Below are 14,917 nucleotides of genomic sequence, written 5' to 3' on the forward strand. Positions count from 1 at the left end.
TTTGTGTTTATTCAAGCAATAGTATTCATTAAAGTGGACCATTTTCCAGATATTCCTTGACCTGCAACGCTAATGGACACTGCCAACTCTAATTTTGCTGCTTGAAGAGTTTTGAGAGGATGGAGAGGAGGCCTTTCTTTTCGTTTTTGATTTGTTGAGGCGTCGGTGTGGGAATTTCTTTTTTGACGTAAATCTCCTCTTTGTTAATGGCATGGTCATATGCAAGGAGGAGTCCAATTTCGGAATTATGTTTTTTGTTAGTGACAAATGTGTAATTCACACCATGTTTGGATGCAATTTTCGTATATTTTGACAGCACGCCATAATTTATATTTCCGTTTAAATATAGACGAGCTTTTTTATTTTCTTTTATGGCATCTTCGACTTGTTTATAAATGCCTTGCTCTTTCACTTGTTCTTGTGTAAGTGCAATGACGATCCGTTCGCGAATTGTTCCGAGGAATTTCCGGCGTTCGTCCGGCTTTGTTTGTTTAGTACCAAACATTCCTTGTTGAATATAGTCATCAATATTATCAGACATTGAAACACGCCCTTTTTTGAATGTCCCTGTCATATAAAAATGCACAAAAAGACAGCTACGAGAGCTGCCATTCTGTTTATATTATAGAGTTACGCGAGTACCTGTTTTTCCTTCGAGTGCATCTTGAAGTTTGTCCATTGATGTGATGACGACGTTTTTGCCGCCTTTTTCCAAGAACATAATCGCTGCTTCGATTTTTGGACCCATGCTTCCTTTCGGGAAGTGACCTTCATCCATGTAGCGAAGTGCTTCTTCAACTGTCATTTCAAACAAGTTCTGTTGTTGTGGAGTACCGAAGTGGATCGCTACCTGTTCAACACCTGTTAAGATGAAGAGGTAATCTGCATTGATTTCCGCAGCTAACAATGCGCTTGCAAAGTCTTTATCAATAACAGCATCCGTACCTTTCAGCATGCCGTTCTCTTCAACTACAGGGATTCCGCCGCCACCAGCAGTGATGACTGTGATTTCTTTGTCAAGAAGTGCTTGGATCGCTTCTTTCTCAACGATAGTAACCGGTTTTGGAGAAGCTACAACGCGTCTGTATCCACGGCCGCTGTCCTCAACGTAAGAAATTTCTTCAGTCTCAAGAATTTTGTCCAACTCTTCTTGCGTGTAGAATGGACCGATTGGTTTTGTTGGGTTCGAGAAAGCAGCATCGTCTTTAGAAACGACAGATTGAGTAATAATTGTCGCAACCGGTCTGTTTATTTTACGCTCGACCATTTTATTTCTAAATGCTTGTTGAATGAGGTATCCTAAGTTCCCTTGAGTTTCAGCATCTAATACATCAAGAGGAAATGCTGGGACTACAGATTCTGCAACTTGGTTTTTAATCAATGTATTACCAACTTGTGGACCGTTTCCGTGTGTGATAACGACAGTGTTTCCTTGTTCGATTAAATCGATGACAGGCTCAACACTTTCGTTAATGTTTTGGACTTGCTCTTCAAGTGTTCCTTTTTGACCTTCTTTAATAATCGCATTTCCGCCAATCGCTAAAACGATTTTTTTGCTCATCGCTAACTCTCCTTTAAGTAAGAAAAAATATTCTTCATTTGAAACCACTGAATTCCTAACAGAAAAATGGAGAGGAACTAGCTAATGACTATTCCTCTCCACATGAATCCATTATTCCGCTTCGATTAAACCAAGCTTCACTGCGTAAGCATCGATTGCTTTTTCAAAGCAAGCTAATGGAGCACGAACTGTACCTGCACCGATTTGTCCAACGCCAGCTTCTTTGTGAGCGATACCAGTGTTGATAACCGGCTCGATTCCAGTTTCAACAACTTTTCTAGCGTCGATTCCTAGGCAAGAACCTTTGAAGTCCCAAGTAGGAATAGAGAAGTTCGGGTTGTGATCGATACAAATATCCATCATGTCATTACTTGTCGTAACAGCGTCGTCCATACCGCCGGCACCTACGAAACGTGTAACACCAGGAGCAGCGATCATAGCCATACCGCCGACACCGAATGTTTCAGTGATTGCACTGTCACCCATGTCTTTACAAGCCATATCTTGATCGTATCCTGTGAAGAATAGACCTTGCGGCGTGTTAACTGGTGCTGTGAACCATTGGTCACCCATACCTGCGATACGGATACCGAATTCATATCCGTTACGGCACATTGCTGTTACAACTGTACCTTGTTGGATTTGTCTTGCAGAGTCCATTACAGCCTTTGTAGAAGCCATTGCGATGTTCAAGAAGTATTGATCTGTGTCTGCAAGGAATTGAATTACATCTTGCTTGTCATTTTCGTTTACATCAGTTTGTAGGATGTAAGGAACGATTTCTTTCAAGAAGATAAGTGATCCAGCAATATTACGTTGGTGGAATTCGTCACCCATTGTAATTGCTTTCGCCATCATAACGTTAACGTTTAGGCCGTCACCTTTAATTTTAAGAGCTTTAGATAGTGTTGGTCCAAGAATATCTCTGAACCAGTTAAGACGGTTAATAACTTCTTTTGAGTATGCACCGAAACGAAGTACAGCACCGATTCCTTCGTTCATTGTGCAGTAAGCACGATTTCCGCCATCTTGGTTTTCAACGACAAGAACAGGCATATTACCAGAAGTGATACCGCCCATTGGACCAACAGCGTTCACATGGTGGCATGGAATGAATTCGATTTCTCCGTTTTCAAGCATCTTGCGTGCATCGTCAGCGTTTGTCGCCCAGCCTTCGAATAGTGTAGCACCAATACAAGATCCTTGCATCGGGCTTGTCATGTTTTCCCATTTAATTGGTGGGCCAGCATGAAGCAACACTTTTCCATTGAGCTCTTCAATTACGGATTTCGCTGCAACAACATCCAATAAAAATGGTGCGCCTGATACAACTTTATCGATAACCGCTCGGTTTGCTTCATCAATTGTTTTAAATTGTCCGTACATAGTGGTTTCCTCCTGAAAATTCAATATTTCTCATAAAATGCTGCTTCCAAATCCAGTGCCTTCAGCTACAGCGCCAACGGGTCCATATTTAAGCCCCTAATAGGCGCTTCCGCTTTTGATACGTCTAGCTCCAGCGCCTAGGGGCTCGGGTCATAAGCCAACTTGGCTGTGAGGCAAAAAACGCCTCTTCGCCAATTCGTCTTATGCCTGTCGCCCCTGGCCAGGCGCTTCCGCTTTTGATATTACTTAAGAAGGCTCAAGATTTTGCGAAGTCTTGGGTTTCCGCCAGCAACTGGACGCCAGTCATATTGAACAACTCTGCCACCGGTAGCAGTAATCGATTCAGTGAATTTCTTCAAACCAACGTTAACGACGCTTGGTTTTTCATTCAATAGTCTCTCGATTGCTTCGGAAACTGAAAAGTCAACGTTTGCAGCTTCTGCTTTTGCAGGAACTACTTCTTTTTCAACCTCTTCAACTTGAATGCCGAGCATTGCTAATGCTGTTAAAGTAGCTTGGTTGTTGCTATCACGTAGGATAACGCCAGCTTTTTCTAGTTTCGCTTTTTGCTCGTCGATTCCTTGTGGATCTTGATCTGTACCACAAACAGTTGCTACGAAGTAAACGTTTCTTCCATTTGCTTTAGTTTCTTGTTGGATTTTTTCGATGCCTGGAAGCAATGCGCCAGCCATATCATCGTGTGAACCATATCCAAGAACTACGTCAAATAGGATGATTGCTGTTGACTCGTCTTGAGCAGCTTTTTGGAAGAATTGAATTCTTGTATCCGGATCGATCATTGGATGCGGTTTTCCTTGTGTGTAAATATCGTCACCAAGGTCAATTACTTCAAAGCCGTCCGCATTTAGAAGGTAGCCAGCTTGGTGATGGTCAGTTTCTCCAAGGTTCAAGCCTCTGCTGATCAATGTAGCTGCTTCATATCCAAGCGTACCGCCGGAATAAAGACCTTTGATTGTTTTTTGTTCAGGTTTCAACTCAACTGAAGGTACTTCGTCTTCAAGATGATTATAATTTGATTTGATCGGGTTGCCTTTTACAAGATCGACAGCGATTGCTGCTGTTTCTTCAAGTGTGTTTGCATAGTATACATTTCCTTCATGGTTATGAGGCTCTTCTCCAAGGAAGATGGCAACAACCGGTTTAGAGATGCTGTGTAGCAATTGTACAACTTCGTCACGAACTTCTTTTGCAGGTGGCTTAGAAATAAGTGTGATCACTTCTGTTTGGTTATGTTGCGCCAACGCTCTGAGGCCGTCTAACATTGTGATTGCACCGATTTTATCAGAAAGGTCACGTCCACCAGTACCGATTGCATGGCTTACACCTGCACCAAGACGGTCGATTTCAGTCGTTACTTCTTGGATTCCTGTTCCTGAAGCACCGATAACGCCAATTTTTCCTGTTTTTACAACGTTTGCGAATGCAAGAGGAACACCAGAAACGATTACTGTACCAGCATCAGGTCCCATGACAAGAAGACCTTTTTCATGTGCTTTTTCTTTAATGCGGCGCTCATCTTCAATTGTTACGTTGTCACTGAAGATCATAACGTGCATATCTCGGTCAAGCGCTTTTTCTGCTTCTTCTGCAGCATATTGACCTGGTGTAGAGATGATCGCAATATTGGCATCCGGAAGTGCATTTACAGCTTTGTCCCATGAGTTAACAGTTTCAAAAGCTTCTTTACCAGCGCTAATTGCTTGGTTGCTTAAGTAATTGTCTACTTCATCAAGAACTTCTTGGATTTTCTCTTCATTTTCTGTGTCGACAACGATACACATATCGTTTGAAGCAGCACCTTCAAGCTCGTCTGTAAATAGGCCAGCAGTTTTGAAGATATCTTTGTTAGCAGGCGTTCCCATCATAATTTGAACTTTGTTTACGCCTTCCATTGTAGAAATTTTATTCGTGAGAAGCATTAGGTTAACTGAATCCTGATATGAATTCTGTTTTACAATCGTATAAAGCATGTTTTCACGCACCTCTTATTGTTATTTTTTCAATACATTCATTACGTAAAATCAAAGACGCCAATGGAAAATCGGCACAGAAAAGGGGGTGGCCACTCAGGATGACCACCCTTTCTCCTTTAAAAAATCTTACTTAGCAAAAGGGCTTTTATTATCATACGCATTGTTATGCACTACGTCTGAAATTAAATATTCATAAATATGATCTACAATTTCAATTCCGTTCTCCTCGTATTGCTTTTCCCTTTCGGCACTTCTTTGCCCAGGATAAGAAACATGATCAAAACCAGGAGCCGGTTTAATGTTATTGAGATCTTGCATTGTTGTTGCAATGCTTTCTTGGAATGTAGTTAACCCAGCGAAGAATTCTGGATTAATAACGATGTGAAGCTGTCCTAGATTTCGATATTCGGTTAAATCATGGTACATGGAAGAAACTTTGTTTCCAAAAGGAAGTCCTAGCAGAATTCCAGATAGAACGTCAACCATCATCATAAGTCCATAACCTTTAGGACCTGCTATCGGAACGAGCGCGTTTACTTTGAATGGATCGGTTGTAGGATGTCCTTCGCTATCAACTGCCCATGTGTCTGGAATGGTTTCATTTTTTGATCGAGCATGGAGTATTTTACCCCAAGCTTGAACAGTCGTCGCCATATCAAATGTAATATGTTTACCGTCTTTGCCTGGTGCTGCAAAAGCAATTGGATTCGTTCCGTAATAGGGCTCTGAACCGCCGAACGGAACAACCATAGGGTCCGATTGACATACTGAAATACCAACCAAGTTTTCATTTGCAGCTTGTTGTACGAAGTAAGAAAGAGCACCACTATGTCCGATCCTTTTTACGCCAACGACTGCTACTCCATTTTCTTTTGCCATTTGAATCGCTTCGTCCATCGCTAACTTTGCAGCAACATGCCCTACTCCGTTGTCGCCATCAAAAACAGCAGTGGCAGGACCCGTTTTTTCAAATGTGAAATTAGGGTTTGCATTAAGTCCGCCTTTAGCGATTCGCTCTGCATAATATTCAACTCTCATTGCTCCATGAGAGTGAACTCCCCTGGCATCCGCATGAACAAGTACGTCCGCAACGCCACGTGCATGATCTTCAGTTAATCCTGCTTTATGCAGTTTTGTTGTAATTAACTCATTCAATTGCTCACTACTTAGTCGCATTCCACACACCCCTATTAAGTTTTTTAACCGATATATCTATATTCGAATAATGAATATTACTCAGCGAATGGGTTCTTATGATCATATTGATTATTATGGATGACATCTGATTTTAAATACTCGTAAATGTCATCGACAATCTCGATGCCGTTTTCCTTATACTCCTCAATGACAACGTCGTTGTTTTGTCCAGGATAAAGGACTTTTGAGAAGCCAGGTGCAGGCTTGATTCCGTTTAGATCGCTCATTGTTTGAGTAATATTATTTTTGAAATCAGCTAATCCTGTAAAGAATGCTGGGTTGATGACAATATGGAGTTGACCTAATTTTCGGTACTCAGATAAGTCTTCATACATGGAGGAAACTTTGTTACCGAACGGAAGTCCAAGAAGAATCCCTGAAAGAACATCAACCATCATCGCAAGTCCATAACCTTTAGGACCTGAAATCGGTAGTAACGCATTTACTTTCATCGGATCTGTCGTTGGTTGTCCATCGCTATCAACTGCCCATGTCTCAGGAATGGATTCGTTTTTGGAACGAGCATGAAGGATTTTACCCCAAGCTTGTACAGTCGTTGCCATATCCAATGTAATCATTCTGCCGTCGCTGCTAGGTGCAGCAAAAGCGATCGGATTTGTACCATAATAAGGTTCAGCACCGCCAAATGGAACGACCATCGGGTCAGATTGACAAACGGAGAAGCCAATCAAATCAGCATTTGCCGCTTGATTTGTAAAGTAAGAAATTGCTCCGCTGTGAGAGATGTCTCGAACGCCAATAATGGCAACTCCACTCTCTTTAGCCATTTTAATGGCTTCGTCCATAGCTAATTTCGCCGCTGTATGGCCATTTCCGCCGTCTCCGTGGAATACTCCTGTCGCCGGGCCTGTTTTTTCGAATTTAAAGTCCGGGTTTGTATTCATTCCACCTTTGGCGATACGTTCAGCATAATATTCCACACGCATTGCGCCGTGGGAGTGAATGCCTCTTTCGTCGGCAAACGTTAGTACGTCTGCCGCGATGTCAGCATGTTCTTCTTTAAGACCCGCTTTATGAAGCTTCGTCTTGATTAGACCTTGTAAGTCTTCTCTACTTACTCTCATCATGACACCTCTTTTTAGGGATTATTATAGTGATGCATCCCGATTACAATCTTTAGAATAAACATATGTCAATGGCTCTCTACCAACTGCATAAGCTGCTTGATGCACATATGGCGCCATGAAAATGTAATCGCCTTTTTTAACTGGAATCCATTCATTATCTAGATTGTACATACCCTCGCCTGATAGCAAGTACGCACCGTGACCTTGATAATGTGTTTCAACGAATGGATGACTTGCTGCAGGGTCAAATGAAAGAATATGGAAGTTCATATCAAATGCAAGATCTAATGGCAATAGATCTTTAAGGTGTACGTTTGTCATATCATCGTAGTCCATATATTCGATGTCATTCGCATGACCGGAAACAACCCAAGGCTTTTTCCCTTCTAGCGGATTATGCTTTTGCTTGTAAAGGAATAGACGTGAATCTCCAGCTTCCAAGTTCTCCAAATACATTGTTACGCCTGGAGGGCAGTATAGGTAGCCGCTTTCCTCTAAAATGAATTCTTCGTCGTCCGCTTTCGCTTTCACTTTACCGCTAATAACGTAAACAAAGCTTTGTACATCTTCTTCACCGCAGTAACCCTTGCTGTTCTTTCCGCCTTCGTGCATTGTGACGATATAGTCGACAAAGCTTGCACCAAGTTTTGGTGAACCTAGGATGGAGATTCTGCAATTTTCAAACCCAGGAATCACATTATTTACTAATCCCTCTGGTGCGATTAAAGCATATTGACCAGGCTTAATAATAGATCTGCTTGAAAGTAAGTCTTTTGGATAACCCATCGTTACATTCTCCTCTATTTGTATATAATTTCAGGCATACACCTGACGATCGAAATAATTTGTTATTCTTTATAGCCTAATTCGTAAAGAGCGCCGATAAGTGCTTTGACGCCTTCCGCCAAATCTGCAGGCTCTGTAAATTCAGCAGGATTATGGCTGATTCCTTTTAAACTAGGTACAAACAGCATAGCCGTCGGTATGACAGGCGCAAAGATTTGTGAATCATGTCCCGCGCCACTGTGCATTACTTTGTAATTCAAACCGTTTGCTTTACATTGCTTCTCAATAAGTTCGACGATTCTTTCATCCATCGGAACTGGATCTTCATCCATCCACAGATCGATATTCATTTCAACTTCGTGTTCAGTTGAAATTTCCTGCATCCTAGCCGTCATTTGCTCTGTGAATGAAATAATCGCTTCTTTATCAGTGTGACGGACATCGATTGTGAAAATCGCTTTTCCAGGGACAACGTTTACGATGTTTGGATAAGCTTCGATTTTTCCAACTGTCGTTACGAGTGGATCACCGATTTTTCTAGCCATGGAAATGATTTCATGGATCATATGGCTTGCCGCAAAAACAGCATCTTTCCGATAACCCATTGGTGTTGTTCCAGCATGATTAGCTTGACCTGTTATTTCAACCGTATACCGTCTTTGCCCCACAATATTATTCACTACACCAATATCCGTTTTTTCTATTTCTAAAACGCTTCCTTGTTCTACGTGCACTTCAACAAACGCTTTTAAATCTTCACGCGGACCATTTGAAGCGTCTCTGAAAGCGAAACCAGCCTTTGTCATTGCTTCTACAAAAGGAACACCTTCAAAGTCTTTTATCGCTTCAACGTCTTCACGTTTCGCTAATCCAACAATGTTTTTAGATCCCCAGAATGAGTATGGGAAACGGCTTCCTTCTTCTTCAGCCATCGAAACGACTTCAATGTTGCGTAAAGGTTGACCGAAATGTTTTTTCAAATATTTCAACGCTATGATTCCGGCTACAATTCCATATGCTCCGTCAAAACGGCCGCCGTTTTTCACAGTATCGACATGGGACCCCGTCAAGATTGTTTCATCTGTCTTTGTCCCTTTTAATGTTCCGTATAAGTTGCCGATTTCATCAAATCGAGCTTCCAGGCCTTCGTTTTCCATCCATTCTTTTAGCGCGTGTTGACCTTCAACCCACTCTTTTGTATAGAGTAAACGAGAAACTCCACCTTCAGGATCTTTTCCGAATTCAGCTAGCCATTCCAGCTTGCCGGCTGTTTCTTCGTCAAGACGTTCAAGCTTTTGTATAGTAGTTTTAATATCGTTCACCTATTTCACCACCCTTTTCCAAGCTATGTAAATTCTTTATAAACGCAACTTATTGTTTGTAATTCATGCCGATAGTATGCAATGAATTATTTATCAACTATAGATGACCTATTAGCTCCACCACTCATTGTAAACGTTCTAATCAAAATAGTCTTTAGCATAGTTAGATAAAGATTCATCTTATAATTATCTAAAATGGATAATGAAAATGAAAAGAGGCTGCACATTTGGCCGCCTCTTTTAATATTCTTGGTTTTCACGTTGAAGAAGTTCGTAAATCTTAAGTCCAACTCTTACTGACAGCATTTCTTCTGCATCATCAAAATTCATTCCTGTTATTTCTTTGATTCTATCTAACCGATAAACAACCGTCTTGTAGTGAACGAAGAGATGCTTGGCAGTTTGGGCTGCATTTTGATTGCATTCCAAAAATGTCTGCAATGTTTCCAGCAAATCTGCTTGATTCGCCTGTTGGTAATCAAGTAATTCTTTCAAAGAATGTGGAATGAATTGAGTTAATGCAGTGGAATCTTTAACATAGCGAAGCAATCTAAAAATCCCCAACTCAGAGAAAGCGGTAATCGATGCTAAGCCATTCAACGTTTCGCCTAAATCGAGTGCGTCATGTGCTTCTCTGTAACTTTTAGGAATTTCAGTAATATCACTTACTGCACTACCTATTCCAACTTGAACGCCAATATCTTTCACTTGTTCGTTAATGACTGTTTGAATCGCACTAGAAGTTTTCTTAATCTCGTTCATCCACGAAGACTCGGATTTGCTAGACTTCTCAACTTTCCAAAGGACGATGAACAGATTGCTTTTATTTGAAATGATACCGTTCGGCAAATAATGATGTATCGCCTCATGGACTAGAAAATGGCTTCGATCCGAAAGTCCGCTATTTTGATTCAGCATATTTTCCGGATATCGATTGATTTTAAAGAGTACCGCCGCAAAAGCCCCCGTGAAATCCCAACCGATGACGTTAGCTTTTTCGTATACAGCATCGACCGATTGGATTTTCCCGCTAATGAGCTCTTCAATTAAATCATTTTTATATTTCTTTTCAACTTCAGCAACCGCAAACTGTTTCACGAGTTCCAGAGATAATGAAGTCGCTGCGTTTTCAACAGCTATTAAATCCAGTTCTCCTAATGATTTATTAATTTCACCAATCAACAAATACATTTTGTTATGATTTAACGTCTCAATCGGGACAACAATTTGATGCCCTTTTATATTATCCATTTCCGGGTATTTTACTATTTGTCGGTAATGAGGAAATTTTATACCTGATGTTTGTTCGTAAAAGTGAACTTTCTCGACCATTTCGAAGTTTTCCAGCTCAGGATATGTTGAAACGATACAAGTAAAGTTACGATCAAATAGAGCAACTGGATTGCCGATAAGTTCTTCAAGTGTATGAATAATTTTCTCAAGGCCTTTATCAGCAAGAGATAACGCTGTAAACCGGTCATGAATCTCTTTGTAATATTGCAGCTTTGTAACTTGATTATTGAAAAGCTCCCCCATGATCGGATACATGACATCGACAAATGGAACCTCTTGCGGAAGTTTGATGATCGGCATTTTATACACTTTGCCCGCTTCAAGCAGCCGCTCGGAAATTGCCTCACCAAAATTTTTAATAATAAGTGCACTTACTCGCTTTTCCGCTAATTCGGAAATAAAATCTTTTATTTCTGTATCATTAAAATTGCGAATCGAATAGAGGCTAGTTAAGATCACTTCCCCGCCTTTAAGCCATTTTGCAATATCAGGTCCCTCCATAATGGTTACACCTTCAATTACATTATGAATATAGTTTTGTCCGCCTAAAACTTCAGCATTCTTCATGGGCTCCATCGCTAGTAAGTCTTTAACTTTAAACTCCATTTGCCCAGTCCTTTCCGTGTAACTACAAAGTCCATTTCTCGAAATCATATCCATCTTATTATACAATATAAAAATAAAGCATATCTAAACGAAGAAAGAAGTGTGACATCATTGTCAAAAACAACGATCATCTATAAACAGGAATCTAATTTCGAGCTGAAAGGGGATTTTTACCCTGCCTCTGACAAATCTCGTCCATTGATTGTCTTTATCCACGGCGGCGGCCTTCTATGGGGATCGCGTGAAGATATGAAACCTGAACAGATTGATTTATTTACGCAAGCCGGCTTTAATGTCTTTTCGATTGACTATCGTTTGGCGCCGGAAACTAAACTGCCTGCCATTCAACAGGATCTTATCGACGCCCTTCATTGGGTTGAAAACGAAGGCACTAAACAGTTTGATTATGATCCAGAAAAAGTAGCTGTCATCGGAAGTTCCGCAGGTGGGTACCTTGCTTTGTTAACAGGAACATTCAGGAATAAGCCGAAAGCGATCGTCTCTTTCTACGGGTATGGCGATATTATAGGTGATTGGGCAGTAAAGCCGAGCCCTCATTATTCTAATATGACAGCAGTGCCAAGGGAACTTGCCAAATCGCTTATCACGAATGATATCATTTCAGTCGGCCCGATTGAAAAGCGGTATGCCCTTTACATGTATGCAAGACAGAGTGGCGTTTGGATTGAAGAATTGACTGGACTGATTCCCGTAGTATGGAGAGATGAAATATCGAAATACTGCCCACTATTCCATGTCGAAGCTGATTATCCGCCTACACTTCTGCTTCACGGTACGAAAGATGAAGATGTCCCATATGAGCAATCCGTCTTAATGGCAGAAAAGCTAACGGAAAACGGCGTTGATAATAAACTCATAACAATCCCAGAAGGCAAGCATCAATTCGATGAAGATTGGGAAAGTCCAATCGTCCAAGATGCTTTTAAAGAAGTCATCGCCTTCCTAACGAACAATTTACAGTAAGTCAAAAGGGCTTTGAGGAAATTCCTGCCCATTGCCACTTTCCTGAAAAAGAGTGTAGACAAAGTCATAAAACGACTTTGTCTACACTTTGAGAAAAGGGCTTTGAGAAAATTCTCAAGCCCTTTTTTCATTTACGTCAGAAGCGACAGGTCCCTGCGCTTTTGTTCTAATCATTTTGTTTTCATAACAGTCTCATCTGAAAGCGGGCTTTCTTTTTCCTTTTGCTGAGCGCTTTCTTCCACTCCATATTTATCCCAGTTGAATAGGTTTTCAAGTAGTAGGGCTAAAATGATCCCTACTAGCAATCCACTGCTAAGCAACGGGCGGATAACGCTTGGAATCGTAATGAAATAAGAAGCAGGAAGAGTCATGATGATAATTCCAACAAACAATGGAACTGCAGAACGATACACATTGACTGTATTGAATCGAACTTGCTTAAGGAAATTCAACGAAGAATTCAAAAGAAGCAAATAAGAAACAAATAATGCTGCACTACCGATGCTTAACGGCAGCTGTGAGAAAAAGTGGCCAAGCGGTGGAATGAGTCCCATGATGAGGAACATGAACCCACCGAGAATGAACGGAAGTCTTTTAATAATACCTGTCTGGCTTAAGAAACCGATTGATGAAACATAAGGTGAATTTGGAACGAGGCCAAAAATACCTGCAATCAACGTGAAAATACCTGTAATCGTAAACGAAGCTCTATACTCAGACTTTGTCGTTTCCACTTCATACATGCTTTCCGTTCCTTTTAATGCGCCAAACGTGTTCGCTGTATTTAACAGTCCCGCTAAAATAGTCGTAATTATAATACCCATATCCCATGCCGGCTTTCCTAATGGGAATAATTCAAGAGCAAATTTCGTATTTTCGCCTATCGGGCTTTCTGGTTTAAAGATAAGCGCATACACGATCCAACCGACGATAATCCCGATGAGCAAGCCATAACGGCGAACGCTTGAAGGAGCTTTTACGCTAATAACGATAACTAGAATTGCAATGATGATCGACAATAATGAAATGGATAGATCAATATGTGCACCTTCAGTCTTGTTGCCAAAAGGAATACCGAGCATCCCTTTTAGGAAGATACCGATCAATTGACATCCGAACAAGAACATAAATACACCCATTACCGCTGGCGTGAACAACTTGGCAAGATGAGGCCCAACTCCAGTTACACCGATTAAAAACGTAATAACCGCAGTAATGATAATACCGACTGTCAAGCTGCCCCCTAGGACAGGCAAAGGCATCCCTTGAGCTGCGGCTGTAGTGCAAAGCGTTAAAATAACTCCCCACCAAAGTCCGGACTGCCCTTCCATAATGGCCCGCTTATGTCCTAAAAACGCTTGAACAATACATGCCAGCCCTGTCACGATAAATGATAGTTGAAGCATATTGACAATCGTTTCCGGAGAAAGATCAAAAGCCGCTCCAACTGTGATCGGGATGACAACAATATTCGTGAAAATAAAAAAGAGCCACTGTAAGCCCGAGATCCAGTTACTTGATTTTAATAACCCGTTAATAACAATCACCTTTCCTTTTATGCATAACGGCAGCTTTCATACCGATTAAGACACCTATTAATGTATCTGTGCCAGACGTATGCCCAATTTCCTTCATCTCTTCGACAGCCTTCAAAAATTCAGGCCCATGCGGTTTATCTAAAACATAACATAACTTTAGAAGATGGGAATGGAATTTGTTTTCGGTCGCATAGAGAAGATATTCCAAAGCGATATGTGTCGTTCGTTTTTGGCCGTGTTCAACTAAATAATGTTTTAGCTTTTGCAGAAAAGTTTGATCTGCCCCTTCCAAAGCTGATAGAACCGCACAAATACCAGTTATACAATCGTCCCCGCTAGGCGTAAGCCCGAGCCCTCTACCGATCCAATAATCAAAGACAGTTTGCGGATTAGACTCATGATCATAGACAAGATTCTTCAAACTATCTAATCGTTCTAAGACGGCAATATCGTTAGTGGCCGATGAAGGATCTAGTATATATTGAATGATTTGCTTTTTTCCTTCCTCCGTCTCCGCCAGCCCCGTTTGCCAATTAGGTTGAAGAAGCTTGGATGCTATAAATTCAAAATTATCTTGAAGGCTATCTATTTGATATTTATATGGGCGCAGTTCGTGATTCTTCCAATTTACTTTTCCTAACGAAAGAACGATCCCTTTCGGAAATAGTAGGGACGACGATGTTTCATCCCAAGAAACGTCCAAGTTACTTGCAAGGAGCTTCGTAAGTAAATGCGCATTTGCTTGTTCCATTCCAATTCCGAATGGAGCGAGTCCATTTTCCAATGCGCCAATATGGACAAGTTGTCCGCCAAAAGCTAAATTGAAACTAGTATTAAAAACACTATGAACATGACCTTTGGGGTTTGTTTTAACAATACGGGCCACTTCATCGCTCGCTGAAAGAGCATTCAATATAAACGCCCCATTGTAACGATCTGACTTCATATCCGTTGAATAAAACATTTTTCCACCCCGAATCAAGATTATATCCACAAAAATAGCATTCCCTTTTCTACTCATATCTACTCTATTCTACAGCTATCAATCAAAAATTTCATTGTTTACTATGAACAAATTGATGCTTGATTTTTGTATACTTTTCACGTAAAATAAAAAATGAAGGAATATAAATTTCCTATAGGGATTTAATAAATGAGGTTA

The 14,917-nt window shown here is 40.9% G+C and carries 12 protein-coding genes; 1 reads left to right on the plus strand and 11 read right to left on the minus strand.

Annotated features, from left to right (window positions below):
• Nucleotides 1-88: 88 nt before the first annotated feature.
• The 9 genes from ACTHPA_RS17265 to ACTHPA_RS17305 all read right to left on the minus strand — a co-directional run bounded on the left by ACTHPA_RS17265 (nt 89) and on the right by ACTHPA_RS17305 (nt 11,233).
• Nucleotides 89-541 (minus strand): YueI family protein, encoded by a 453-nt coding sequence (locus ACTHPA_RS17265; protein WP_440502032.1) that lies wholly within the window; start codon nt 539-541, stop codon nt 89-91.
• An 81-nt stretch (nt 542-622) separates the two neighbouring features.
• A complete protein-coding gene (gene arcC, locus ACTHPA_RS17270; RefSeq protein ID WP_440502034.1) occupies nt 623-1,561 on the minus strand; it encodes a carbamate kinase in 939 nt (312 codons plus the stop codon).
• 111 nt (nt 1,562-1,672) lie between these two features.
• Entirely contained in the window at nt 1,673-2,947 is a 1,275-nt protein-coding gene (locus ACTHPA_RS17275; protein ID WP_440502036.1) for a DUF1116 domain-containing protein, read from the minus strand.
• 242 nt (nt 2,948-3,189) lie between these two features.
• On the minus strand, nt 3,190-4,938 hold the full coding sequence (gene fdrA, locus ACTHPA_RS17280) for an acyl-CoA synthetase FdrA (protein ID WP_440502038.1): 1,749 nt from the start codon (nt 4,936-4,938) through the stop codon (nt 3,190-3,192).
• A gap of 129 nt (nt 4,939-5,067) precedes the next feature.
• Entirely contained in the window at nt 5,068-6,117 is a 1,050-nt protein-coding gene (gene allD / locus ACTHPA_RS17285) for an ureidoglycolate dehydrogenase (RefSeq protein WP_440502040.1), read from the minus strand.
• A 56-nt stretch (nt 6,118-6,173) separates the two neighbouring features.
• The gene (gene allD / locus ACTHPA_RS17290; RefSeq protein ID WP_440502042.1) at nt 6,174-7,223 is read right to left on the minus strand and encodes an ureidoglycolate dehydrogenase; all 1,050 of its coding nucleotides are present in this window, start codon (nt 7,221-7,223) and stop codon (nt 6,174-6,176) included.
• A gap of 24 nt (nt 7,224-7,247) precedes the next feature.
• On the minus strand, nt 7,248-8,012 hold the full coding sequence (allE, locus tag ACTHPA_RS17295) for a (S)-ureidoglycine aminohydrolase (protein WP_440502044.1): 765 nt from the start codon (nt 8,010-8,012) through the stop codon (nt 7,248-7,250).
• Between the two features lie 62 nt (nt 8,013-8,074).
• Nucleotides 8,075-9,325 (minus strand): allantoate deiminase, encoded by a 1,251-nt coding sequence (allC, locus tag ACTHPA_RS17300; RefSeq protein ID WP_440502134.1) that lies wholly within the window; start codon nt 9,323-9,325, stop codon nt 8,075-8,077.
• Between the two features lie 249 nt (nt 9,326-9,574).
• A complete protein-coding gene (locus tag ACTHPA_RS17305) occupies nt 9,575-11,233 on the minus strand; it encodes a PucR family transcriptional regulator (RefSeq protein WP_440502046.1) in 1,659 nt (552 codons plus the stop codon).
• A 111-nt stretch (nt 11,234-11,344) separates the two neighbouring features.
• On the opposite strand from ACTHPA_RS17305, the gene ACTHPA_RS17310 reads away from it, so the two are divergent.
• On the plus strand, nt 11,345-12,217 hold the full coding sequence (locus tag ACTHPA_RS17310; protein ID WP_440502047.1) for an alpha/beta hydrolase: 873 nt from the start codon (nt 11,345-11,347) through the stop codon (nt 12,215-12,217).
• A 170-nt stretch (nt 12,218-12,387) separates the two neighbouring features.
• Here ACTHPA_RS17310 and ACTHPA_RS17315 read toward each other — a convergent pair whose 3' ends face one another.
• On the minus strand, nt 12,388-13,764 hold the full coding sequence (locus ACTHPA_RS17315) for a uracil/xanthine transporter (protein WP_440502049.1): 1,377 nt from the start codon (nt 13,762-13,764) through the stop codon (nt 12,388-12,390).
• The gene (locus ACTHPA_RS17320) at nt 13,751-14,719 is read right to left on the minus strand and encodes a DUF2877 domain-containing protein (RefSeq protein WP_440502050.1); all 969 of its coding nucleotides are present in this window, start codon (nt 14,717-14,719) and stop codon (nt 13,751-13,753) included. Before ACTHPA_RS17320 ends, ACTHPA_RS17315 begins: the two co-directional genes overlap by 14 nt.
• Nucleotides 14,720-14,917: the final 198 nt, after the last annotated feature.

This window comes from Sporosarcina sp. SAFN-015 (assembly GCF_051966875.1).
In the GTDB taxonomy this organism is placed as follows: Bacteria; Bacillota; Bacilli; order Bacillales_A; family Planococcaceae; genus Sporosarcina.

Excerpts from the sequence above, each read along its gene's own strand:
- arcC (WP_440502034.1), bottom strand. The coding sequence starts at position 1,561 with ATGAGCAAAAAAATCGTTTTAGCGATTGGCGGAAATGCGATTATTAAA.
- allE (WP_440502044.1), bottom strand. The coding sequence starts at position 8,012 with ATGGGTTATCCAAAAGACTTACTTTCAAGCAGATCTATTATTAAGCCT.
- allD (WP_440502042.1), bottom strand. The coding sequence starts at position 7,223 with ATGAGAGTAAGTAGAGAAGACTTACAAGGTCTAATCAAGACGAAGCTT.
- ACTHPA_RS17320 (WP_440502050.1), bottom strand. The coding sequence starts at position 14,719 with ATGTTTTATTCAACGGATATGAAGTCAGATCGTTACAATGGGGCGTTT.
- ACTHPA_RS17265 (WP_440502032.1), bottom strand. The coding sequence starts at position 541 with ATGTCTGATAATATTGATGACTATATTCAACAAGGAATGTTTGGTACT.
- fdrA (WP_440502038.1), bottom strand. The coding sequence starts at position 4,938 with ATGCTTTATACGATTGTAAAACAGAATTCATATCAGGATTCAGTTAAC.
- allD (WP_440502040.1), bottom strand. The coding sequence starts at position 6,117 with ATGCGACTAAGTAGTGAGCAATTGAATGAGTTAATTACAACAAAACTG.
- ACTHPA_RS17305 (WP_440502046.1), bottom strand. The coding sequence starts at position 11,233 with ATGGAGTTTAAAGTTAAAGACTTACTAGCGATGGAGCCCATGAAGAAT.
- ACTHPA_RS17275 (WP_440502036.1), bottom strand. The coding sequence starts at position 2,947 with ATGTACGGACAATTTAAAACAATTGATGAAGCAAACCGAGCGGTTATC.